Source organism: Sphingopyxis sp. OAS728, assembly GCF_014873485.1.
GTDB lineage: Bacteria > Pseudomonadota > Alphaproteobacteria > Sphingomonadales > Sphingomonadaceae > Sphingopyxis.
The window spans coordinates 1914935-1938408 of sequence record NZ_JADBDT010000001.1 but is presented as its reverse complement, the minus strand read 5'-3'; the positions used below and the strand labels follow the sequence as shown (position 1 = coordinate 1938408).

The following is a 23474-nucleotide window of genomic DNA, read 5'->3' as shown; positions in this document are numbered from 1 at the left end:
AATATGATAAAAGAAAGCGCGAGAATGCCGCTAAATCCTTGTTCGCCCGCTACATTGCGCGGCGGCGCGGAAGCGCCGGGGGCGGCAAGTCGGCAATCCATTTCGAAAGCTTCGCCGAAAGCTTGGTGGTGATCGCGGGCGCATCGGCCTTGCGATCGCGCTGCTCCTGCGGATCCTCTTCGATATTATAGAGTTCGGCACCGCTTCCGTCGGCGTTCATCAGCAATTTCCACGGGCCCGAGCGCACCGAATAGAGCGGACCGAAGGCCTCGCCGCCGGGGCGGGCGATATGGCTGTAGATGTCGGGGCGCGAGGCGATCGGCCGGCCGCGCCAGGCAGAGGAAATGTCGATGCCGTCGATTCCGGCAGGCTTGGCTGCACCGGTAATGGCGGCGAGCGTCGGCAGCAGGTCGACCGCCTGCGTGACGCTCTTGGCATCGCGTCCGCCGCCCGCGATATGGCCGGGCCAGCGGACGATCAGCGGCTGCCGCACACCGCCCTCGTAGAGGCTCGCTTTCCGGCCGCGATAAGGTGCCGCCGACCCCGGTGTGTTGGCGCCGATGGTCGGGCCGTTGTCGGAGGTGAAGACGATCAGCGTGTCGTCGAGTTCGCCCGCCTGCCGCAAACCATCGACGAGCCGGCCGATCTCGGCGTCCATCGCGACGAGCACCGCGAGGAACTGCTCCTCGCGCGGCGTTGCGCCTTTGCCTTTGACCGCCGCCAGCTGTTCGGCGCTGGGAACCCACGGCGTGTGCATGTCGGTCAGCCAGAGCTGTGCGAACCATGGGCGATCCTTACTGCGCTCGACGAAATCGAGCGTCTTGTCGACGAAGCGGCCCGTAATCTCGGCGCGCGGAAGCCATTCGACCGGTCCTTGACCGAGCTCGGCGCTCTGCTGTCCGAGCCGGTTGGTCAGGTCGGTCGGCAGGACGCGCGGCCCGAGGCCTTCCCACTGTGTATAGCTTTCGTCGAAACCATAGGCCGACGGCAGCGGCGCATCGCCGATGTCGCGTCCGCCGCCGAGGTGCCATTTGCCAAAATGCCCGGTGGCATAGCCCGCCTTCCGCATCAGGCGCGGCAGGACGGGGATCTCCGGATCGAGCCAATCGGCCTGGCCGAACTCGCGGTTGCGCTTGCGATCGTGGATATAGGTGACGAAGCGGTCGCGCGCGGGGAAGCGGCCGGTCATGAAGCCGGCGCGCGACGGCGAGCAGATCGGCGCCGCGTCGTAGAATTGCGTCATCACCATGCCGTCGCGGGCGAGTGCGTCGATATTCGGGGTCGCAACGAGCTTGTTGCCGGTCAGCGACAGGTCGGCGTAGCCCATGTCGTCGATCAGGATGAACAGGATGTTCGGTTTCGTGGCTGGAGCTTGCCGGTCCGACTTTGCGGACGCCGGGGGCTGGGCGAAGCCATGGGCGGGAGCAATTCCCGCGCCGAGCAATGCGAAAAGGGCGGCTCCTGCCGCCCCGATTGCCCACCGCCGTGTATGACGCGCCGATTTCAAAGCATTCTCCCTTGCCCGGCTCTGCACCTTCGTTATATCTGTATTATCGTATAATTAAGATGAGTCAAGGTTGCAGCCTGAACGGGGGATCACAGATGCGGAAGAGCTGGATTTTTGTGGTGGGGACCGCTGTCGCGCTTCAGCCGGGCACCGTTTCGGCGCAGGGCGCGCTGGGTGCGAACTTCAACGAGCATTTCGAGGATGTCGACTATGGCGAGCTCGACCGCGCGGGGGCGAAATGGATCCGCCTGTTCTTGCCGATGCCGCAAGTCGACCGCGGCGCGGCGCGGCATGGCGCCATCCGCACGACGCTGGAGGCCAGCGCGCGCGGGTATAAGACGATCTTCACGCTCAAATGGCCGCAAAGCGACCGCGACTTTCCCAAAGCGGGAAGCGCCGCGTTTGTCCGCGAACTCGCGCGGCTCGACGCCATGCTGCCGCTGGTGATGGGCAAGGTCGACATATTGGTGATCGGCAACGAGCCCTATTTCGAAACGCGCGAGCAGGATCGCGATCTCGACCTCAACGCCTTTTACGAGGCGATGGCGGGTCGGATCATCGCCTATCGCAAGGCCAACTGCGGCAGCGACTGCAAGACGAAGCTCTATATGGGCGCGCTCAACCGGCTCGACCTCAAGAAGAATATCACGCCCTCCACCGAGCGCTGGTTGGCCTATGTCAAGGCAACGCCCGAGATCGACGGCGTCAACATCCACCCACATGTCCCCCGGATCGAACTGTCGAAGCCTTTCCTCGACTATATCCTGCCGCGGATGCGGCCCGAGCAGAAATTCATCGTCACCGAATTCTCGCTTGTCGGCTGGTGGCAGCAGAATCTGGAGAAGCCCGTCGCGCCCGCCTTTGCCGACAAATATCGGGCGCCGCGTACCGCGCAGAACTGGCAGATCATCCAGGCCGCGCTCGAAACGCCATTTCCCAAGGAACAGTGGGATGACTTCCTGCGGATGAGCCCGTGGTTCGAGGGGCGGAAACATTATCTCGCCAACCAGATGAAGATATTCCGCGATAGCGGCCGGCTGGCGGTGGCGACCTATGGCTTCAAGCAGGGCAGTTCGATGTCGACCAATTTCGGCCCGAAGAAGACGCCTTGGCTGCTCAACAGTGTCTATGCCGGGCGCACGATCCGGCCCAATCCCGACGGCACGACGGCATTCAACTATGCCTGGATCGACGATTTCCGGCGCATGCAGGCAAAATAGCGCGGTCGCGTTGCGTGTTTCGAATAAATCAGATATATCCTACTCAAGTGGATAGGAGAGGGCTTTGAAGTCGATATTGTCGCGTCGGGCGCTGCTGCTGGCGGGCGCGGGGCTGGCTGCGCTGCCGCGGGTCGCGTTGGCGGCGCCGTCGCGCTCGATGCCCAATATCATCGTCATCTACGCCGACGATCTCGGTTATGGCGACCTTGGCTGTTATGGCGCGAAGGCGCTCAAGACCCCCAACGTCGACCGTCTTGCGGCGCGTGGCACGCGTTTCGTCAATGCGCATTCACCTTCGGCGACCTGTACACCCTCGCGCTATGCCTTGCTGACCGGCGACTATGCCTGGCGCGCTTCGGGAACGCAGATCCTGCCCGGTGACGCCCCCGCACTGATCCGCCCCGGTCAATTCACTTTGCCGCATATGCTGAAGCAGGCGGGCTATGCCACCGGCGTCGTCGGCAAATGGCACCTCGGCCTCGGCGACGGCAAGGTCGACTGGAATGGCGAGATTGCGCCGGGACCGCTCGATGTCGGTTTCGACTACGGGTATTTCATGCCGGCGACGCTCGATCGGGTGCCGACGGTGCTGATCGAGAACCGGCGCGTCGTGAACCTCGATCCAGCGGATCCGATCCGCGTCGACTACAAGGCCAAGGTCGGTGACGAACCGACCGGTACCGAGCATCCCGAACAGCTGAAGTTCAAGGGCGATCCCGAACATTCGAACACGATCGTCAACGGGATCAGCCGGATCGGCTATATGGCCGGGGGCAGGGCGGCGCGTTGGAAGGACGAGGAACTGACCGACCAGCTGCTGGGCAAGGCGGTCGATTTCGTGAGCGCGCGCAGGGACGCGCCCTTCTTCCTCTATTTCGCGATGAACGAGCCGCACGTTCCGCGCGCGCCGCATCCGCGTTTCGTCGGGGCATCGGGCATGGGGCCACGCGGCGACACGATCGTCCAGTTCGACTGGACGGTTGGTGCACTGATGGACAAGCTCGCCGAACTTGGCATCGCGGACGACACGCTCGTCATCCTCAGCAGCGACAACGGCCCGATCCTGTTTGACGGTTATGAGGATCGGGCGGTGGAACTCTCGGGTAACCACAAGCCGGCTGGGCCGTATCGCAGCGGCAAATACAGTATCTACGAAGGCGGCACGCGCGTTCCGATGATCGTGAGCTGGCCGGGACATGTTCGCGAAGGCCATGTGTCGGCGGCGCTGGTCGACCATGTCGACATGCTCGCCTCACTCTCCGCGCTGGTGGGGCAGGCGCTGCCGCGTGACGCCGCGGTCGACAGCTTCGATATGCTGATGCCGCTGATGGGGCGGAGCGAGCGTGGGCGAGAGCATGTGGTCGAGGATACCAAGCTGATGGTAACGACGGGCGCGACCGTTGCGAGCAGCGGCGCGCGCATCCTTGCGCTGCGAACCGGCGACTGGAAGTTCATTCGCGGCAGCACGGAGCCACACGAGTTCCACGGCAATGCGATCGGCACGCTGCCGCGGCACCAGCTCTACAATCTGGCGAATGACCCGGGCGAGCTAGAAGATTTGGCCGCGAAGAGGCCCGATCTTACTGCGAAGCTCGCAGCGCGGCTCGACAAAATCGAAAAGGACGGTCGCAGCCGGCCATGATCAGGATCAAGAGGAGATGAGGATGCGGGGATTATTGGCCGCCGTTGCAGCGATCGGCTGCCTGCCGGGCGTAGCGCAGGCGCAAGGGGCGCTTGGGGCGAATTTTAACGAGCATTATGAGGACGTCGATTATCGCGACCTCGAAAAGGCCGATGCACGCTGGGTCCGCCTGTTCGTGCCGATGCCGCAGCTCGACCGCGGGGCCGGCGAGCATGGTGCGGTTCGGGCGATCCTCGATGCGCATGGCCGCGGCTACAAGACGATTCTGACGCTGAAATTCCCCTATAACCGCGGCGACTTCCCCAAAACAGGTACGCCCGCTTTCGAGCGCGAACTTGCGCGTGTCGATGCGCTGCTGCCGCTTGTGGTCGGCAAGGTCGACATCCTCGTCGTCGGCAACGAACCCTATATCGAAAGCCGCGAGAAGGATCGCGATCTCGACCTAAACGCCTTTTACGAGGCGATGGCGAAGCGCGTGATCGACTACCGCGCCACGGCGTGTCCCGGCAACTGCAAGACGCGCCTCTATATGGGCGCGCTCAACCGCATGGACCTCAAGAAGAACCAGACGGCATCGACCGAGCGATGGATGGCCTTTGTCAAGGCGACGCCCGAACTCGACGGGGTCAACATCCACCCGCATATCCCGGCGATCCAGGCGTCGAAGCCCTTCCTCGACTATATCCTGCCGCGGATGCGGCCCGAACAGAAATTCATCGTCACCGAATTCTCGCTCGTCTGGTGGTGGCAGCAGAATATGAAGGGCGTCGTGAACCCCACCTTCGCTGAGAAATATCAGGCACCGCGCACCGCACAGAACTGGCAGATCATCAAGGCGGCGCTTGAGACGCCTTTCCCCAAGGAGCAATGGGACGATTTCCTGCGGATGAGTCCGTGGTTCGAAAACCGCAAACATTATGTCGCGAACCAGATGAAGATGTTTCGCGATACGGGCCGGCTGGCGGTAGCCACTTATGGTTTTAAGCAGGGACGATCGATGTCGAACAATTTCGGTCCCGACAAGACGCCGTGGCTGATCAACAGTGTGTTTGTGCCGGCGACGGTCCGCAAGAATGCGGACGGCAGCGCCGCTCCCAACTACACGATTTTCGACGACTTCAAGGCGCTCCAGAAGGGTAAATGACCGTGCAGACGAAGACCTGGATTACCGGCCTGACGTTGGCGGTGCTGTCGCTGGCGCCGGCAGCCGACGCGCAGCAGAAGCTGAAGGCGGCCGTCGCCGACGATATCTTCGCCGATCATCCGTCGATGGACAAGAATGCGACAGTGATGCCTGCGGCCGATGCGAAGCCTGTGGCGCCGATCTTTTCCGAGCGGCCGATCGGCGACGCTTCGGTCGCGCGGCTGACGAACGGCGGCTGGATATTGACCGGCACCTCGCTGCGCAGCGGCGCGCGGCACGGAGTCGAACTCTGGACCTCGCCCGACGCGAAGAAATGGACGCGTGTCGGGCCGGCGAAGATTTCGGGAGAGGGCATCGCTTCCGGAGACATGTCCGAACGCTATCTGGCGCCGTCGGTCACGGTCGCGGGCGACAAGCTTTATCTCGCATTCTCCGACAAGATGGGATGCGCGCGCATCGCGACAGGGTTGGCGGCGCAGCCGGGCGGCGCGTTCAAGGCTTCGCCCTGCCTTGTCGAGGATGCGTCAGACGTCACCCTGTTCGTAGACGAGGATAGCACCGGCTATCTGATCTGGGGCGGCGGCATGATCGCGAAGCTGGCACCGGGCTTTTCGAAGCTTGCCGAAGCGCCGCGCCTTCTGAAGCCCGATCAGGCGCTGTTCGCCAAGCACCCGCCGGTCGGCAAGGACTGGCCCGTGCGCACCCGCGTCGGCACACGCGGCGCGACGATGGTCCGCGACGGCGACCGCTATATTCTCGCCGCGAGCGAGGTTACCGGACGGATGCGGACCGCGACCGAGGACCTATTCGTGGCGGAAGGCCCGACGCCCTATGGCCCGTTCACGATGCGCGCGCTCGCGGTGCCGCACGCGGGTCGCGGCTCGCTCGTCCGCACCGACGACGGCAAGCTCGCGGCCGCCTATAATCCGAAATGCGACGACGGCTTCGCGATGTTCTGCGAGCAGGTCGGACTCGTGCCGCTCGAACGCGCACCGGACGGACGGTTGCGGCAGGCGGCGTCGGTGATCACCGAGGACAGCGCGGTCGCAGCGCGCAAGGCGCTGGTGACGAGCGAGACGATGCGCGACCCGTCGGTCGCGCTCGGCGGCGACGGCCATTATTATCTCGTCGGCACGCTCGACGGCTATGGCTATCACAAGCCCGACGGCGGGGTGAAATTGTGGCGCTCGTCGGACCTCAAGCAGTGGGACGAGGTCGGCTTCATCTGGAAATGGGAAGGGATGGGCTATGATTTCGGCAAGAATATCGCCGAACTCTGGGCGCCCGAAATCATGTGGTCGGCGCGTGACAAGACCTATTATCTCGCTTTCTCGGTGATGGAGAAAGGCGTCGGGGGCAAGACGTGGCTCTATCGCTCCAAGACGGGCAAGGCCGAGGGCCCTTATGAGAATGTGACCAAGAGCTTCTTCGTCAAAGGCATCGACGGTTTTCCGTTCGAGGATGACGACGGGCTCTATTTCCTGTGGGGCGGCGGTAGCATCGCCAAGCTCAACGCCGCGCGTAGCGGTTTCGAGGGGCCGGTACGCCAGCTGGTCGACGTCGACGGCGATCATGTCGGCTATGAAGGCAACGGCCTGATCAAGACGAACGGCGTCTATTTCCTGACCGGTGCCGAATGGCACGGCCCGCTGCGCACGCACGGCACCTATGACATGATGTACGGCACGTCGAAGAGCCTGTTCGGTCCCTATACGCAGCGCCGCATGGGCGCGCCGCACGGCGGGCACGGCACTGCGTTCCGCGATAAGGAGGGCCGTTACTGGTACACGATGTTCGGTAACGATCCGACCGCGCCCTGGCGCATGCAATTCGGGCTGGTGCCGATCGATATCGGCGACGCCGAATCGATCGGCCTCCCGCGGATCGACGCCGCGCGCGACTAGGCGCAGGCGGCCTTTTTCCTCTGCTCTCCGCATGCCCGCCATTCCATCTGGGATGGCGGGCTTTTTGCTGGTCAGAAGCGGAACGGGGCGACGGTGCGCCGCTCGGCGACCAGGAAGGCGTCGGCGACAAGCTGGAGCGGGCGGATATCGACATCGCTTTCGCCGGCTTCGACAAGGTCGGCGAAACGCGCATAGAGGCGCGGATATTCGCGATCTTCGCGGGTGACGGGATCGGCGCCCGGCAGTTCGAGCACACTGCCGCCCATCGACAGGCGCAGGGTGCCTTCGTCGGTTTCGACCTCGATGTCCCAGCTTTGCGGCCCGGTTTGCAGGAAATCGAGCTCGGCGGTGACCGCGGCGTCGCCGCTGCGCATCGCCATCGTCGCGGCGATCGGCGAGCTGCGCCCCTCGGGAATGTCGATTTGCGCCGCGTCGAGCAACAGCGGCGCCGGGAGGATCGCGGTCATGATCGACAGCGCGTTGATACCGGGATCGAAGACGCCGAAGCCGCCTGCTTCGAGAATCCATTCCTGGCCCGGATGCCAGCGGCGGATGTCTTCCTTCCACCGGATATGCGCGGCGCGGATATGTTTGTCGGCAAGCCATTCGCGCGCGCCCGCGACGCCGGCGGCCTCGCGCGAATGCCAGGTCGCGAACAGGCTGACGCCGCGTTCCTGCGCCAGATCGACGAGCGCCGTGATCTCGGTCGTCGTCGCGGCGGGCGGCTTTTCGAGCATGACATTCAGCCCCGCGTCGATCGCGGCCGCCGCGATCGCGTGGCGGCCGACGGGCGGGGTGCAGATGGAAACGGCGTCGAGTCCGTGATTCCCCGCGATCATCGCCGCGATATCGGCATGTCCCGGCACGCCATCGATCTGCGCATGACGGCTGGCGGTGGCGACGAGTTCGTACCGATCGTCGGCGCGGATAGCCGGAAGATGCTGGTCCCGCGCGATTTTCCCAATTCCGACCAATCCCAGGCGAATCATCATTCTTTATCCCATTTTCATTTATCTGATATATATGCTTCCTATCCGCCACAGTTCGCGTTATCAACCGATTCCGGCCTGAGGCTGAAATGTGCATCGAGAAGGAAATATATGGGAGAAGGGGCGAATACGCGGCCGGAAGGCAAAGGAGGGCTGCGGTCGCGTGCCTGGTTCGACAATCCGGACAACCCGGATATGACGGCGCTCTATCTCGAACGCTATCTGAACTTTGGTCTCAGTATCGACGAATTGCAGGCGGGAAGGCCGATCATCGGTATCGCCCAGACCGGAAGCGACCTGACGCCGTGCAACCGCCACCATCTCGAACTCGCGAAGCGTGTGCGCGACGGCATTCGCGACGCGGGCGGCATTGCGATCGAATTCCCGACGCATCCGATCCAGGAAACGGGCAAGCGTCCGACCGCGGGGCTCGACCGTAACCTCCAATATTTGAGTCTCGTCGAGGCGATTTACGGCTATCCGCTCGATGGCGTCGTACTGACTGTCGGCTGCGACAAGACGACGCCCGCGTGCCTGATGGCTGCCGCGACGGTGAATATCCCGTCGATCGCGCTGTCGGTCGGCCCGATGCTCAACGGTTGGTTCAAGGGCGAACGAACCGGATCGGGCACGATCGTGTGGCGCGCGCGCGAAATGCTCGCCGCGGGCGAGATCGATTATAAGGGCTTCGTCGAACTCGTCGCCTCGTCGGCCCCGTCGACCGGCTGGTGCAACACCATGGGCACCGCGACGACGATGAATTCGCTGACCGAGGCGCTGGGCATGTCGCTCCCCGGATCGGCCGCGATTCCCGCGCCCTATCGTGACCGGCAGGAATGCGCTTATCGCACCGGCCTCCAGATCGTCGAGATGGTGCACGCCGACCGCAAGCCGAGCGACATCCTGACGCGCACAGCCTTCCTCAACGCCATTCGCGTCAATTCGGCGATCGGCGGATCGACCAACGCGCCGATCCACCTGAACGCGATCGCGCGTCATATCGGCGTCGAGTTGACGCTGGAGGACTGGGAGACGCAGGGCGCCGACGTGCCGCTGATCGTCAACCTGCAGCCCGCGGGTGACTATCTGGCCGAAGACTTCTATCGCGCCGGCGGCGTCCCCGCGGTGATGGGGCAATTGCTCCGTGCGGGGCTGATCGAGGGCGAGGCGCTGACCGCCAACGGCCAGACCATAGCGGCGAATATCGGCGAGGCCGACACGCAGGACGTCGACGTGATTCGCACCCTCGATGCGCCGCTGAAGCCTGCGGCGGGACTGACCGTGCTGCGCGGCAACCTTTTCGACAATGCCGTCATGAAGCTCAGCGTTATTTCGCCCGAGTTCCGTGAACGTTATCTCAGCAATTCGGCCGACCCCGATGCGTTCGAGGGCGTTGCGATCGTGTTCGATGGGCCCGAGGATTATCACAGCCGCATCGACGATCCGGCGCTCGGCGCCGATGCCAATTCGATCCTGATCATGCGCGGCGCGGGGCCGATCGGCTATCCCGGCGGCGCCGAGGTCGTGAACATGCGGCCGCCGGTGGCGCTGATCCAGGCGGGCGTGCATGCCCTGCCGTGCATCGGCGACGGGCGTCAGTCCGGGACGAGCGGCAGCCCGTCGATCCTGAACGCGGCGCCGGAGGCGGTCGTCGGCGGCGGACTGGCGCTGGTGCAGACGGGTGACCGCATCCGCATCGACCTTGTGAAACGTACCGCCAACATGCTGGTCGACGATGCCGAGCTCGAGCGCCGCCGCGCCGGGCTCAAGGCCGACCCCGACTATATGCCGCCCGCGCAGACGCCGTGGCAGGAAATACATCGCGCGCTGACCGGGCAGTTCGACGGCGGCGCGGTGCTCGAAATGGCAGTCAAATATCAGCGTGTCGCACAGGCGCACGGATTGCCGCGAGACAGCCACTGATGCCGGACGTGCGGGTGATTGCGCGCGACCGGCGCGACCGGCTGGGCGAGGGGCCTCTGTGGTCCGCACGGCACGACGCGCTGTTCTGGGTCGATATCCTCGGTCGCCGGATCAACCGCATGACGCTGTCCGACAAGCATGTCGAAAGCTTCGAGCAGCCGCATTACGCGGCGTGGATCATCGAGCGCGAGGACGCGGGTTTTGTCGCGGGTATCGGCCGCGACATCGTCCGCATCGATCTCGATGGCGATGTCCGCGAACCGATTGCGTCGGTCGATCCGCGCAATGCCGCAAACCGGCTCAATGATGCCAAGGCCGACGCGAAGGGGAGAATCTGGGCCGGGACAATGCCCGTTACCTGCGACCGTCCCTCGGGCGCTTTCTACCGGCTCGATCCCGATGGCGCGCTGACGCAGGTCGACGGGCCCTACACGATCGCCAATGGTCCCGCGATCGATCCCGGCGGGCGCTTCCTGCTCCACACCGATACTGCGCGCGGGACGATCTTTCGCTTCGACATCCACGACGACGGATCGCTCGGCGAGGCTGCGCCCTTCATTGTCTTTGAAAAGGATTGGGGCAATCCCGACGGGATGACCTTCGATGCCGATGGTGGTCTGTGGGTTGCCTGTTGGGGCGCTTCGCGCGTGACGCGCTTCGCCCCCGACGGGACGCCCGATCGCCACATCGCGCTGCCGGCATCGCAAATCACCAGTTGCACCTTTGCGGGGCCGGATCTCGACCGGATGTTTGTCACCTCGGCGTCCGATGGCGTGACCGAGGAGCATGGCGGCGCCTTGTTCGAGGTCGATCCGGGGTGCCGCGGCCTGCCGACGCTGAAATATAGGGGATAGAGGAGTGAAGAAGATGACGAAACTGGCTTGGGGCGCAGCGGCGGCGGCATTGGTCGCGGCGACGCCGGCGCTTGGTGCGGAAGCAACGCAATCGACCTTCGGCAAGATGCCCGACGGGCGCAGCGTTCCCGCGGTGACGCTGACCAATGCCAATGGCATTTCGGCAACGGTCATCGCGCTTGGCGCGACGCTGCAATCGGTGGTGATGCCCGATCGCGACGGCAAGAAGGCCGACGTTGCGCTTGGTTACGACAATCTCTCCGACTATATCGACAAGCCCCAATATTTCGGCTCGACGGTCGGGCGCTTCGCCAACCGGCTTGCGGGCGGGCGTTTCAAGCTCGACGGCAAGACGTGGCAGACGCCGGTCAACAATGGCGCGAACGCGCTGCACGGCGGTACGCTCGGCTTCGACAAGGTCTTGTGGGAAGTGACCTCGGTCAAGAGCGGGCCGACTGCGTCGGTCACGCTGCGTTATGTCAGCCCCGACGGCGACCAGGGCTATCCCGGCACGATGACGGTCGATGCGATCTATTCGCTCGACGAGAAGAACGACCTCCGGATCGAGTATGTCGCGACGACCGACCGTCCGACGATCGCGAACATTACCAATCACGCCTATTGGAACCTGTCGGGCGAAGGCTCGGCGAACGGCGCGATGGGCCATGTCGTGACGATCCCGGCGGAAAGCTATCTGCCGACCGATTCGGGGGCGATCCCGACGGGCGAATATCGCCCTGTCGCCGGCACCGTATTCGATTTCCGCAAGCCGACCGCGATCGGCGACCGCGTTCGCGACGCGCGCGACGAACAGATCGTTTTCGGCCGCGGCTACGACCATAATTGGGTCATCGGGCGCAAGGTGACCGCCGACCAGCATCTGATGGCGCGTGTCGAGGATCCGGCATCGGGACGCGGGTTCGAACTCTGGTCGAACCAGCCGGGATTGCAGATGTATTCGGGCAATTTCTTCGATGCGACTACCCACGGCAAGGACAAGAAAATCTACCGCATCGGCGACGCGCTCGTGATGGAGCCGCAGATTTTCCCTGACGCCCCGAACCAGAGGAATTTCCCGGTCGCGCGTCTGGCTCCGGGCGAAACCTATCGCAATGTGATGACCTATCGCCTGACCACCGGGGCCAAGCGATAGCCACGAACGGCGCCGCCCTTATCCGGCGGCGCCATCGGGGTTGGCGGCATCGATCAGGTCGAGCACGTCACTGATGAGCGCCCGCATCGCCTTGCGCGCCTTGTCGGGATTGCCCGCTACGATTGCGTCGCGCACCGCGGCATGATCGGCAACGTTGGCGGTACGGCCCTTGACGCGATTGGTGAAGCGGATCGATGTGCGCAATGCGGTGCTGACGACTTCGCGGAACTGGACGTAGAAGGGATTGCGCGAGGCCCGGAGCACCGCGATGTGAAAGGCGATGTCGCTTTCCAGCGTATCGTCCTCGCCGCGCTCGGCCCGTTCCATCCGTTTCAAACCCGCGTTCACCCGCTCGATATCGTCGGCGGTCGCGACGCGCGCGGCAAGCGCCGCCGCTTCGGGCTCGATCGCGACGCGCAGTTCGTTGAACTGGCGCAGCAGGTCGATCGAAAATTGCCGCTCGAGCAACCAGCGAAGGACATCGGTGTCGAACAGGTTCCACGACGTCGTCGGCTGGACGATCGTGCCCTGTCGCGGGCGCGCGCTCAGCAGCCCCTTCGCCGTCAGCATCTTTACCGCCTCGCGCGTCACCGAGCGGCTGACGCCATGCTGCTTGGCGAGCTCGGCCTCGGTCGGAAAAATCGCGCCGTCATAGTCACCGACCACGATCGCGCGCCCGATCGCGTCGAGCATGCCATAGGTCAAATTCCGGCCAAGCTGCGGCCCCGCATCCTCGATACCCAATCCCGACATGTTCGCCACGTTCGTCTCCACGCTATATATTTTGCCCGGCCTTATCACCGATCCTGCACAGGAAGCTAGACAAGCAGTTTAAATAAGATAAATGTGATTTCAATAAGCAGCCAAGGGGAGAGTTCGCATGGCGGGCCTGTCGCAAATCGATATCATCGTCATCGTCATATATGCCATCGGCATTTTCGGCCTCGCGCAATGGGTAAGCCGCGAAAAAGCCGGGCATGCGAAAGACACGTCGGACTATTTCCTTGCCTCGAAATCGCTGCCCTGGTGGGCGATCGGCGCGTCGCTGATCGCGGCGAACATCTCGGCCGAACAGATCGTCGGCATGTCGGGATCGGGCTATGCGCTCGGCCTTGCGATCGCCTCCTATGAATGGATGGCCGCGCTGACGCTGCTGATCGTCGGCAAATATTTCCTGCCGATCTTCCTCAAGAATGAAATCTATACGATGCCGCAGTTCCTCGAGCAGCGGTACGGCAAGACGCTGCCGGTGATCATGGCAGTCTTCTGGCTCGCGCTCTATGTCTTCGTGAACCTGACCTCGATCATCTGGCTCGGTTCGATCGCGGTGAACAAGGTCGCGGGCGTCGACCAGAATGTCGCGCTGATCGTGCTTGGTGCCTTCGCGCTGCTCTATCAGCTCTACGGCGGGCTGAAGGCGGTTGCGCTCACCGATATCGTGCAGGTGACCCTGCTCGTCATGGGCGGCCTCATCATTTCCTATCTGACGCTCAACGAAATCAGCGGCGGGCAGGGCGTGATGGCGGGCTTCTCGATCCTGACCGAGCGCGTCCCCGGCCATTTCGACATGATCCTCGCGCCCGATCATCCCTTCTACAAGGATTTGCCCGGCATTGCCGTGCTCGTCGGCGGCATGTGGATCGCGAACCTCAGCTATTGGGGCTTCAACCAATATATCATCCAGCGCGCACTCGCCGCGAAGAACCTCGGCGAAGCGCAAAAGGGCGTGATCTTCGCTGCGTTTCTGAAGCTGCTGATGCCCGTCATCATCGTGCTGCCCGGCATCGCCGCAGTCGTCCTCGCGCCCGATCTTGCCAAGCCCGATGAGGCCTATCCGACGATGATGCGCCTGCTGCCCCCCGGGTTGCTCGGCCTCGTCTTCGCCGCACTGATCGCCGCGATCATCGCGTCGACCGCGAGCAAGATCAATTCGATCGCGACGATCTTCACGCTCGACCTCTATGCCAAGGCGCGCGGCCTTTCGAGCGACGCCGAGGATGGACAGCGCGGCGGCCGCGAAAAGCATCTCGTGCTGGTCGGCCGCATCGCCGCCGCGCTGGCGGTCGTGATCGCGTTGCTTACCGCCCGCCCGCTGCTCGGCAATTCGGATCAGGCGTTCCAGTTCATCCAGGAATTCTCGGGCTTCTTCACCCCCGGAATCACGGTGATCTTCCTGCTCGGCCTGTTCTGGAAAAAGGCGAGTGAGGCAGGGGCCATTGCCGCCGCCGTCGCGTCGGTCGCCCTGTCCTACGCTTTCAAGATCGGTATGCCCGACTTCCCGTTCATGAATCGCATGGGCCTCGTCTTCCTGATCAGCCTCGCGCTCGCGGTAGGGATCAGCCTTATGTTCAAGGGCCGCGGCGATGCCAATCGCATCACGATGCAGGGCGTCAGCTTCGCGACCCCCACGATGTTCAACGTCGCGGGCGTCGGTGTGATCCTCGTCCTCATCGCGCTGTACGCGACCTGGTGGTGAGCGCGCCGTCGGCCTTTCTCGCCGTCGACTGGGGCACCACCAACCGGCGTGTGTTCCGCTTCGAGGACGGCGCCGTCGCGCATACCGAGCGCGATGGTCGCGGCGCCGCGTCGGTCACCGACTTCGCGGGCGAGGTCGCCGCGATCCGTGAACGCTTCGGCGACCTGCCGATGCTGCTTGCCGGCATGGTCGGCTCGACCGTCGGCTGGCGCGTGGTTCCCTATGTCGCGGCACCCGCGGGGGTGGACGAACTTGTCGCGGGGCTTGACTGGATCGACGACCGCACGGCGATCGTTCCGGGCGTTTCCTGTTCGAAGAACGGCCGCGCCGACGTGATGCGCGGCGAGGAAGTGCAGTTGCTCGGCGCTGTCGCGGGCTGGATGGTGCCGCCCGATGCGCTGCTCGCGCAGCCCGGGACCCATTGCAAATGGGCCAGGATGGAAAATGGGCGCATCGCCAGCTTCACCACCGCGATGACGGGCGAGTTGTTCGCCCTGCTTCGCGGGCATAGCCTGCTCTCAGGGTCGCTGACCGCCAATGTTACGGACGGCGACGCATTTCGCGAAGGGTTGGCCGAGGGCGCACGGCGCGATCTCGCCGCGTCGCTGTTTGGTATCCGCGCGGCTTCGGTGCTGGGCTTGCGCGACGATGCCGATGCGGCGTCCTTCGCGAGCGGCGTGCTGATCGGCAGCGACGTCGCCGCACGCATGGACGATTGCGCGTTCGAGCAGATCCACATTCTTGCCGATCCCGAACTCGGCAATCTTTACGCCGCCGCCGTCGCGGCGACCGGCCGCGAGCCGGTGATCGTCGACAGCCACAGCGCTTTTGCGCGCGGCATCCTTGCGATTGGAGACAAAGCCCTATGACCCATGTTGCCGCCTTCGATGCCGCGTTCGCGCGCTGTCCGCTGATCGCGATCTTGCGCGGCGTGAAGCCGGACGAGGTCGAGGCGATTGGCGAGGCATTGGCCGACGCCGGTTTTGCCCTGATCGAAGTGCCGCTGAACTCGCCCGATCCGCTGGACAGCATCGGCCGCCTTGCTAATCGGCTGAAAGGGCGCGCCGTCATCGGCGCCGGCACCGTGCTGACGACGGCCGATGTCGCTGCCGTAGCCGACGCCGGCGGGACGATGATCATTTCGCCCAACACCAACGTCGACGTCATCGCGGCGTCGGCAAGTGCGGGTCTCGTCTCGCTCCCGGGTTTTGCGACCCCCAGCGAAGCCTTTGCCGCGCTCCGCGCGGGCGCCACCGCGCTGAAACTGTTTCCTGCCGAAGCGGCCAGCCCGGCCGTGCTCAAGGCGTTCGGAGCGGTCGTTCCGCCGGGGACGCGCTTGCTGCCCGTCGGGGGGATTGCGCCCGAGACGATGGCGCCATGGCTTGCCGCAGGTGCGGCCGGCTTTGGCCTGGGGTCGGCGCTCTACCGGCCGGGATTGAGCGCGAACGAGGTTGGCGACCGCGCGCGCGCCTTCATTGCCGCGCTAGGCCGATAAAAATCATAATCCGGGAGATAATCGATGTTCAAATTCAACCGGCGCGACCTCGTCCTTGCGACGAGCGTCATCGCTTTTTCCTTCGCTTCGGCTGTGCCGGGGCAGGCGCAGGGTGATGGCGGCCAGGCGGCTGCGAAGCCCAATATCGTGATCTTCCTCGCCGACGATCTCAGCTACGCCGACGTTCCGCTCGGCGGCGATGCGAATGTCCGCACCCCGGCACTGCAGCGTCTCGCTTCCGAAGGGATGTCGTTCGACCGCGCCTTCGTCGCATCGCCTGCATGCGCGCCGAGCCGCGCCGCGCTGCTGACGGGTATGATGCCCGCGCACAACGGCGCCGAGGCGAACCATGACCGGGCGAATGCCACGATCCGCAAGCTCCCCTCCTACCTGCAGGAACAGGGCTATGAAGTCGTCGCCTTTGGCAAGGTCGCGCATTACCAGCACACCGGAACCTATGGCTTCGACTATTATGCCAACGACACCTTCCACGATCACAAGGGCATCCCTGCGGCCGCCGAATGGCTGAAGGCGCGCAAGGACAAGCGTCCGCTCGCGCTGTTTGTCGGCACCAACTGGCCGCATGTGCCATGGCCGCGGACGACCGAAGGCTATGACCCGGCGGCGATGAAACTGCCGCCCAAGACGGTCGACACGCCGATCACGCGCGATGCGCGCGCGCGCTTCTATGCCGCAGTGACGCGGATGGACCAGGATCTTGCCTCGACGATGGATGTGGTCGACGCCGTGCTCGGCAAGGATACGTTCGTCCTCTATTCGACCGATCACGGGACGCAGTGGCCGTTCGGCAAATGGAACCTCTACGACACCGGCACCCGCGTACCGATGGTTGTCCGCTGGGGCGGTCATGTGAAACCGGGCACGCGGACCGATGCGATGGTCAGCTGGGTCGATGTGCTGCCGACGCTCGTCCAGCTCGCCGGCGGCAAGGCGCCCCAGGGCATCGACGGGATCTCCTTCGCGGGCCTGCTTGGCGTCGGACCGGCGACTACCGGGCGCAAGGAGATTTTCACGACGCATAACAATGACGTGCGCGTCAACGTCTATCCGATGCGCAGCATTCGCACCGACCGCTGGAAATATATCGAGAATCTGCATCCCGACTGGACCTACACGACGCACATCGACCTCAAGGTGATGCGGACGGACTCGGGTGCCTATTTTCCGTCATGGCGTGAGGCGGCCGAAAAGGATCCCGCCGCAAAGGCGATCGTCGACAGCTATTACAAGCGTCCCGCGGAGGAACTCTATGACCTGCGGGCCGACCCTGACGAGAAGGTGAATCTTGCCAAGGATCCGCGCCATGCCAAGGAATTGGCGGAGCTTCGCAGCCGCTTGGCGGCCTGGCGCAAGTCGCAAGGCGATGCCGGGCAGGTCAGCGCAAAGCCGCGCTTCGAGCGCGGACCAATGGGCGGCGAGGGCGACTGACCGGCCACGAGCTTCGCAGAACGACGACCGCACCGGACGCACGTTCCGGTGCGGTTTTTTTTGGTCGAATCACCCAACGCGACGATAGACCGTTGATCGTTTCTCTGTTTTATCTTATTTATCGTTTCAAGAATCGCCACCCGACCAGCGGCGGCGAACGAGCGCGCGAAACGCGCCACATAGGGAGAGGGTTTATGCGCAAGGCTTTGTTGGGCGCCGTATCGGTAACGGCGATTTTTGTTTCGATGCCGGTCGCCGCGCAGGAAACTGCACCGTCGGAAACAGCGGACGCCACGGAGCAGGCGGACAGCACCGATGGCGACATCATCGTCACTGGCGTCCGGCAGTCGCTTGAACGCGCAGCAGAGGTGAAGCGTACCGCGGTGCAGGTGGTCGATTCGATCGTTGCGACCGATATCGGCAAGCTGCCCGATCCCACCGTCGCCGCGGCGCTGCAGCGCGTGCCCGGTATCCAGGTCCAGAACGACCGCAATAACGAACTGTCCACCGTCCGCATCCGTGGTCTCACCGACATTTTGACAACGGTGAACGGGCGCGAGGTCGCGACCACCACCGGTCGCGGCTTCGACCTGCAGGATGTGCCGGCCGAAGCGCTGGCGCGGATCGACGCGTTCAAATCGCAGACCGCGGACCAGATCGAGGGCGGGGTCGCGGGCACGCTCGACCTCAGGCTAAACCGCCCCTTCAGCTTTCGCGACCCGACACTGGTCCTGACCGCACGCCAGAATTATGCGACGATCGCCGATGCGAGCAATCCCCAGTTCGGCATTCTCGCCGCTGGCAAGACCGAGACGTCGATCGGCGAGTTCGGGGCATTGGTCAATGTGACCTATTCAGAGGCCCAGAATATCCGCAGCGTTACCAACCTCGGCGAGCGCCGCTCGTCGAGCGGCACGCCGTTGAACACCCCCGGCTATCTGGTGCCGCAGGTTCTGCGTAACATGCCCGACGTCGGCGACATCACGCGCTTCCAGGCCAATGCCGCGCTGCAATGGCAGGCAACGCCCGAACTGCAATTTTATGTCGACGGCCTCTACACCTATTTCCGGAGCACGACCGGCTTCGCCGGTTTCAATCCACAGCCCTTCACCAACAATTCGCGGATGTCGGAAGTCACGGCGAGCGACTATTGCTTCGACGCGCGCGTCAATTCGGGCGGCACCAACCCGACGCTGGTCAACAATGCCGACGGCACGGTCGGGATCCAGCCGTTCACCGTCCAGCGATTGTGCGAAATCAAGAGCGCCCGCTTCGACAATGTCGTGATCAATCAGAACAGTTCGTCGGAAGACATTACGCAAAAGAACAAGATGGTGGCAGGCGGTGCCCTTTTTGAACAGGACCGCCTCAAGCTGACCGTCGATGCCGCCTATCAGACGTCGCGGTCCTTCCTCCAGAATTTCAACGCCGAGGTCGGCCAGCGTGTTCCGACGGTGTTCGTCGAATTCAACGATAACGATGGGCCGTCCTTCACAATCGATCCGTCGATTCCCTTAAGCTCGACCAACCTGTCGCTCCGCAATTCGATCAACCAGAATTATACGCTGGGCGAAGGCAATCTGCTGCAGGCGCGCGCCGACGGCGAATATGAAGTCGGCGGCATTCTGCCCAAGATCAAGGCAGGGCTCCGCTACGCCAAGCGCGAGGCACGGTTCCAGGAAGTGCGCCAGACCAACACGGTGCAGTCGATCGGCTTTGGCAATATCGGGACGCCGACCGAAGCCAATGCGCGGTTGATTTCGAGCTTGCCGCTCTCGCCCGATTTCCTCGGCGTGATCGGGGTCGCGCCGCGGCTCAACGGCGGATCGGCATTTCTTGGCGTGAATCCGGCCTATCTTCGCTCGGAGCGCGGGCGGAACGAACTGCGCGCACTATTCAACCTGCCGCTGCGCCAGCCCGACTTCGATCCGACGAAGGAGTTCAATGCGGACGAGACGACCTACGCCGGCTATGTCGAGGGTAGCTACGAGATTCCGCTCGGCTCGCTGACGCTCGACGGCGTGATCGGCACGCGTATCATCCGCACCGATCGCACGATCTCCGGATTCGAGCGGACGGGCAAGACCTTCACTCCCATCGTTGCCAAGCGGTCGGATACCGACATCCTGCCGTCGGCGACGGCGCGGCTCAAGTTCGGGGAATCGTTCCAGACGCGCTTCACTTACTCGCGCTCGATGCGGCGCCCCGACTTTGCATCTCTCAATCCCAGCGAGTCGCTGACACTGGTCGGGAATGTGTTCCTGCTTAACAACGGGACACGCGGGAACCCCGACCTTCGTCCGCAAAAGTCCGACAGCTTTGACGCGACGGCTGAATATTATTTCCCGAGCGGCTATATCGCTGTCACCGGCTATTATCGCTCGATCAAGGATCGCGTCGTCAATTCGAACACGCAGGAAACGATCGATGGGCTCAACTTCCTGATTTCCAGCCCGCGCAACGTCGGCTCGGTCGACCTCAAGGGGATCGAGGTCAGCGCGCAATATTTCTTCGACTTCCTGCCAGGCGCGCTCTCCGGTTTCGGGGTGCAGGGGGCGTTCACGCTCGCGGATTCGACGATCAAGGGCGACGACCCGCTCGCGGGCAACCCGCTCGTCGGCGTGTCCAAATATAATTACACCGCCGGGCTGCTCTACGACAAGAAGGGGCTCAGCGCGCGCCTGATCTACACCTTCCGCTCGAAATATATCAACGCCGACAATACCGGCGGTGTCGCGCTGCGTCCCTTCGATCCGGACCGGGTGAACGAGGCCTATGTGCCGGTCTTCCTGTCCTATGTCCGGCCCGCCGGCCGCCTCGACTTCAGCGTCGGTTACGACGTGACCGAGGCGCTGCGGCTCGACATCGGCGGGACGAATATCCTGCGCAACAAGACGTCGACCTATTGGGGCGACGAGCGCGTCGTGTTCCAGCTCAACGGCGACGAGACAGTCTACAGCATCGGTGCGCGCGTGAAATTCTGACGGGAGGTTTAGTGAAAAATTGGTGGAAGCAGGGCGCGGCGGGGTCGATCCGCCGCGCCGGCATAGAGAATGACGGGCGCCGGTTGCGCCCGGTTGCGCTGCTGGCGGCCGCCTTGCTCGCAGGGTTGAGCGGGCCCGGCGCGGCGGAGGTTCCAGCCGCCCCGACCTTCACCAACCCGCTGCTGACGTCGGGGCCCGATCCATGGATCACGCAGGAGGGCGGCGTCTATTATTACACGCACACGCTCGGCAATCGCCTGATGCTATGGCGCACCGACAATATCGCCGACCTCGCGAAGGCGGAGAAGCGCGTCGTGTGGACGCCGCCTGCCAAGGGTGCGAACGCGCACAGCATCTGGGCGCCCGAGCTGCACCGCCTCGACGGCAAATGGTATCTCTATTATTCGGCGACCGCGAGCGGCTTCAAGGACGATGCGCACCGCGCAGTCTTCGTGCTCGAAAATGCCGGCCCCGATCCGATGCAGGGTGAGTGGGTCGATCGTGGACGCGTCAACACGGCGCGGGCGGGTATCGACGGCACCGTGTTCGAACATGGCGGCAAGCGCTATTTCGCCTACTCGCCCTATATCGGTTCCGACAGCGGGCTTGCGATCGCGGAGATGAGCAATCCCTGGACGCTCACCGGAGGTGAAAGCGTGATCGCCATGCCCGACAAGGCCTGGGAAAAACAGGGCGGGCGCCAGATCCTCGAAGGACCCGAGTTTTTGCGCGGGCCGAAGGGCGATCTGTTCCTGACCTATTCGGCGAGCGCCTGCTGGTCCGACGATTATTCGCTCGGCCTGCTCCACGCGCCTGCGGGGTCCGATGTGCTCGATCCAAAGGTATGGACAAAGACCGCGCAGCCGGTCTTCAAGAGCGCGAACGGCGTTTATGCGACGGGGCACAACGGCTTTTTCACCTCGCCCGACGGCAAGGAAAGCTGGATCATCTATCACGCCAACCCGGGGCCGGGGATGAAATGCACGCCCGCGCGTGCGCCGCATATCCAGCGTTTCGGATGGAGCGACGCAGGCTGGCCCGAGTTTGGCGAGCCCGTTGCCGGCGATACCCCGCTTCCGGTTCCATCGCGCGGCCGCTAACGCCCTTATTCGTGTAACAAAAAAGGCCGCGGGGTTGACCGCGGCCTTTTCTTTGTCTCCGAGCTCGTCTCAGTTTTTGCGAGGTTTGCCATTGATCGGCCGTGCCGCGGGCTGGCTGTCGAGGATCGCGTCGAGTTCGGCGCGTATCTTGGGCAGCGCGCTCGCCTGATTGCGCGTCTCTTCGGGATCGGCGACGAGGTCATAGAGCTCATAGTCGCGCGCGCCGGTCTTTTCCTCGGTCCAGCGGACGAGGCGATAGCGGTCGGTACGGATTGCCTGGCCGAGACGCCCGGGGCGGGGGTAGGCGTGACAAGCATAGCCCCGCACCCGTGCCGCGGGGTCGTGCAGGACGGGCGCGAGCGAGGTGCCGTCGATCGGCTGCGGTCCCTTGGGGGCGGGCAGCGCAGCGAGCGCGGCGAGCGTGGGATAGATATCGACAGTTTCGGCGAGCTGGCGGGTGCCTTGTCCGCGCACGATCCCGGGGCCGGCGAAAATCAGCGGAATGCGGGTCGCCTGCTCCATATTGGTGTGTTTGGTCCAGATGCCATGATCGCCGAGGTGATAGCCATGGTCGCCCCACAGAACGACGATCGTATTGTCGGCGAGGCCTTCGCGCTCGAGCGCTTTCAGCACCTTGCCGATCTGGACGTCGACATAGGACACCCCGGCATAATAGCCATGGAGCAGTTGGCGCTTCATCTCGGGGGAGAACTGGTCGCCGCGGACATTTTGCGGCGGCTCCCGATAGGCGTTGATCTCGCCGCCCTGCTTGTCGGTGTAGGCGGGTGCGCCTTCGGGCAATTGTTCGAAGCCCGGCATCGGAAGCTTCGCGGGATCATACATGTCCCAATAGCTTTTGGGGACCGAGAAGGGCAGGTGCGGGCGCGCGAAGCCGACGGCGAGGAAGAAGGGCTGGTTGCCCTGTTTCAGCGCCTTCAGCCGTTCTTCCGCGCGCTTGGCAGTGCGGCCGTCGGCATAGGCGTCGTCGGCGACATCGGGCATCTCCCACGCCGCGCCGCGCGCGAGCGTGCGCGCATAGGCGAAGGGGTTGCCCTCGGGCACCGGGATTTCCTCGAACAGCGCCTCTTCCTGCGTCGGCTTCCCGCCAGTGCTCGCGGGATCGACATATTCGATCACCTTTTCCTTGTGGTGCGGGACCGACCAGCCGGCGGTGTCGCCAACGGTGCCGTGGCCGATATGATAGACCTTGCCCATGCTTTCGGTGTGGTAGCCCGCGCGCATGAAATAGTCGGGCAGCGTCACCGCGTCGGGCATATAGTCGCGCAGGTTCATCCCGAAATTATAGATGCCGCTGCTCGTCGAGCGTGCCCCGCTCATCAGGTTGATGCGGCTCGGGGCGCATACGGCCTCGTTGGCATAGGCGAGGTCGAAGCGCACGCCGCGCGCCGCGAGCCGGTCCATGTTGGGGGTGATCGCAGTGCGGTCGCCATAGGTGCCGAGTGCGGGCTTGAGGTCGTCGATCAGGATCAGCAGGACGTTGGGCCTCTGCGCTGTCGCTGGCGCCGGCGCAGGGAGGCCCGCGCGGGGCGCGGGCGCCTGCGCGCATGCCGACGTCGCAGTGATCAGCAGGGCCAGCATGGCCCTGCGGGTCCAGTGCGTGGTACGTGGCATGT

The 23474-nt window shown here is 64.0% G+C and carries 17 protein-coding genes; 13 read left to right on the top strand and 4 right to left on the bottom strand.

Features of this window, described 5'->3' with window-relative positions:
- Positions 1-49: 49 nt before the first annotated feature.
- Positions 50-1507 carry a sulfatase gene (locus tag GGC65_RS08920; protein WP_192646829.1) on the bottom strand — a complete coding sequence of 486 codons (1458 nt, stop codon included), beginning with the start codon at positions 1505-1507 and terminating at the stop codon, positions 50-52.
- Between the two features lie 95 nt (positions 1508-1602).
- Between GGC65_RS08920 and GGC65_RS08915 the strand changes: the two genes are divergently transcribed.
- The 4 genes from GGC65_RS08915 (at position 1603) to GGC65_RS08900 (ending at position 7417) form a co-directional block, all read left to right on the top strand.
- Positions 1603-2727, top strand: a complete 1125-nt coding sequence (locus GGC65_RS08915) for a hypothetical protein (protein WP_225940740.1) — start codon at positions 1603-1605, stop codon at positions 2725-2727.
- Positions 2728-2791: 64 nt separating this feature from the next.
- Positions 2792-4369, top strand: coding sequence for a sulfatase family protein (locus GGC65_RS08910; RefSeq protein WP_225940739.1), 1578 nt, complete (start codon positions 2792-2794; stop codon positions 4367-4369).
- 22 nt (positions 4370-4391) lie between these two features.
- Positions 4392-5513: a hypothetical protein gene (locus tag GGC65_RS08905; protein WP_225940738.1), complete on the top strand. Its 1122-nt coding sequence runs from the start codon at positions 4392-4394 to the stop codon at positions 5511-5513.
- The gene (locus GGC65_RS08900) at positions 5510-7417 is read left to right on the top strand and encodes a family 43 glycosylhydrolase (protein WP_192646828.1); all 1908 of its coding nucleotides are present in this window, start codon (positions 5510-5512) and stop codon (positions 7415-7417) included. Before GGC65_RS08905 ends, GGC65_RS08900 begins: the two co-directional genes overlap by 4 nt.
- 71 nt (positions 7418-7488) lie before the next feature.
- Here the strand turns inward: GGC65_RS08900 and GGC65_RS08895 are convergent, their stop codons facing one another.
- The gene (locus tag GGC65_RS08895; protein ID WP_413052750.1) at positions 7489-8406 is read right to left on the bottom strand and encodes a Gfo/Idh/MocA family protein; all 918 of its coding nucleotides are present in this window, start codon (positions 8404-8406) and stop codon (positions 7489-7491) included.
- A 111-nt stretch (positions 8407-8517) separates the two neighbouring features.
- Between GGC65_RS08895 and GGC65_RS08890 the strand changes: the two genes are divergently transcribed.
- Genes GGC65_RS08890 through GGC65_RS08880 form a run of 3 tightly spaced genes read left to right on the top strand, consistent with a single transcriptional unit; the run spans position 8518 to position 12336 of the window.
- A complete protein-coding gene (locus GGC65_RS08890; protein WP_192646826.1) occupies positions 8518-10329 on the top strand; it encodes an IlvD/Edd family dehydratase in 1812 nt (603 codons plus the stop codon).
- Positions 10329-11183 carry an SMP-30/gluconolactonase/LRE family protein gene (locus GGC65_RS08885; RefSeq protein ID WP_192646825.1) on the top strand — a complete coding sequence of 285 codons (855 nt, stop codon included), beginning with the start codon at positions 10329-10331 and terminating at the stop codon, positions 11181-11183. Before GGC65_RS08890 ends, GGC65_RS08885 begins: the two co-directional genes overlap by 1 nt.
- 13 nt (positions 11184-11196) lie before the next feature.
- Positions 11197-12336 (top strand): aldose epimerase family protein, encoded by a 1140-nt coding sequence (locus tag GGC65_RS08880; RefSeq protein WP_192646824.1) that lies wholly within the window; start codon positions 11197-11199, stop codon positions 12334-12336.
- An 18-nt stretch (positions 12337-12354) separates the two neighbouring features.
- Here GGC65_RS08880 and GGC65_RS08875 read toward each other — a convergent pair whose 3' ends face one another.
- Positions 12355-13089: a FadR/GntR family transcriptional regulator gene (locus GGC65_RS08875; RefSeq protein WP_192649465.1), complete on the bottom strand. Its 735-nt coding sequence runs from the start codon at positions 13087-13089 to the stop codon at positions 12355-12357.
- A 127-nt stretch (positions 13090-13216) separates the two neighbouring features.
- On the opposite strand from GGC65_RS08875, the gene GGC65_RS08870 reads away from it, so the two are divergent.
- The 6 genes from GGC65_RS08870 to GGC65_RS08845 all read left to right on the top strand — a co-directional run bounded on the left by GGC65_RS08870 (position 13217) and on the right by GGC65_RS08845 (position 21840).
- The gene (locus GGC65_RS08870; RefSeq protein ID WP_192646823.1) at positions 13217-14812 is read left to right on the top strand and encodes a sodium:solute symporter family transporter; all 1596 of its coding nucleotides are present in this window, start codon (positions 13217-13219) and stop codon (positions 14810-14812) included.
- Positions 14803-15681: a 2-dehydro-3-deoxygalactonokinase gene (locus tag GGC65_RS08865; RefSeq protein ID WP_192649464.1), complete on the top strand. Its 879-nt coding sequence runs from the start codon at positions 14803-14805 to the stop codon at positions 15679-15681. The genes GGC65_RS08870 and GGC65_RS08865 overlap by 10 nt, the downstream gene beginning before the upstream one ends.
- Complete coding sequence (locus tag GGC65_RS08860) at positions 15678-16307, top strand: 2-dehydro-3-deoxy-6-phosphogalactonate aldolase (RefSeq protein WP_192646822.1); 630 nt, start codon at positions 15678-15680, stop codon at positions 16305-16307. The genes GGC65_RS08865 and GGC65_RS08860 overlap by 4 nt, the downstream gene beginning before the upstream one ends.
- A gap of 24 nt (positions 16308-16331) precedes the next feature.
- The gene (locus GGC65_RS08855) at positions 16332-17756 is read left to right on the top strand and encodes a sulfatase-like hydrolase/transferase (protein ID WP_192646821.1); all 1425 of its coding nucleotides are present in this window, start codon (positions 16332-16334) and stop codon (positions 17754-17756) included.
- A 194-nt stretch (positions 17757-17950) separates the two neighbouring features.
- A complete protein-coding gene (locus GGC65_RS08850; protein WP_192646820.1) occupies positions 17951-20740 on the top strand; it encodes a TonB-dependent receptor in 2790 nt (929 codons plus the stop codon).
- A 98-nt stretch (positions 20741-20838) separates the two neighbouring features.
- Positions 20839-21840 carry a glycoside hydrolase family 43 protein gene (locus GGC65_RS08845; protein WP_225941101.1) on the top strand — a complete coding sequence of 334 codons (1002 nt, stop codon included), beginning with the start codon at positions 20839-20841 and terminating at the stop codon, positions 21838-21840.
- 69 nt (positions 21841-21909) lie between these two features.
- On the opposite strand, the gene GGC65_RS08840 is transcribed toward GGC65_RS08845, so the two are convergent.
- The gene (locus GGC65_RS08840) at positions 21910-23472 is read right to left on the bottom strand and encodes a sulfatase (protein WP_225940737.1); all 1563 of its coding nucleotides are present in this window, start codon (positions 23470-23472) and stop codon (positions 21910-21912) included.
- Between the last annotated feature and the right edge of the window lie 2 nt (positions 23473-23474).

Bases quoted from the DNA above. Each gene is read 5' to 3' on its own strand.
- GGC65_RS08895 (WP_413052750.1), bottom strand. From the start codon at position 8,406: ATGATTCGCCTGGGATTGGTCGGAATTGGGAAAATCGCGCGGGACCAG.
- GGC65_RS08875 (WP_192649465.1), bottom strand. From the start codon at position 13,089: ATGTCGGGATTGGGTATCGAGGATGCGGGGCCGCAGCTTGGCCGGAAT.
- GGC65_RS08870 (WP_192646823.1), top strand. From the start codon at position 13,217: ATGGCGGGCCTGTCGCAAATCGATATCATCGTCATCGTCATATATGCC.
- GGC65_RS08855 (WP_192646821.1), top strand. From the start codon at position 16,332: ATGTTCAAATTCAACCGGCGCGACCTCGTCCTTGCGACGAGCGTCATC.
- GGC65_RS08850 (WP_192646820.1), top strand. From the start codon at position 17,951: ATGCGCAAGGCTTTGTTGGGCGCCGTATCGGTAACGGCGATTTTTGTT.
- GGC65_RS08890 (WP_192646826.1), top strand. From the start codon at position 8,518: ATGGGAGAAGGGGCGAATACGCGGCCGGAAGGCAAAGGAGGGCTGCGG.
- GGC65_RS08905 (WP_225940738.1), top strand. From the start codon at position 4,392: ATGCGGGGATTATTGGCCGCCGTTGCAGCGATCGGCTGCCTGCCGGGC.
- GGC65_RS08915 (WP_225940740.1), top strand. From the start codon at position 1,603: ATGCGGAAGAGCTGGATTTTTGTGGTGGGGACCGCTGTCGCGCTTCAG.
- GGC65_RS08900 (WP_192646828.1), top strand. From the start codon at position 5,510: ATGACCGTGCAGACGAAGACCTGGATTACCGGCCTGACGTTGGCGGTG.
- GGC65_RS08860 (WP_192646822.1), top strand. From the start codon at position 15,678: ATGACCCATGTTGCCGCCTTCGATGCCGCGTTCGCGCGCTGTCCGCTG.
- GGC65_RS08885 (WP_192646825.1), top strand. From the start codon at position 10,329: ATGCCGGACGTGCGGGTGATTGCGCGCGACCGGCGCGACCGGCTGGGC.
- GGC65_RS08840 (WP_225940737.1), bottom strand. From the start codon at position 23,472: ATGCCACGTACCACGCACTGGACCCGCAGGGCCATGCTGGCCCTGCTG.
- GGC65_RS08880 (WP_192646824.1), top strand. From the start codon at position 11,197: ATGACGAAACTGGCTTGGGGCGCAGCGGCGGCGGCATTGGTCGCGGCG.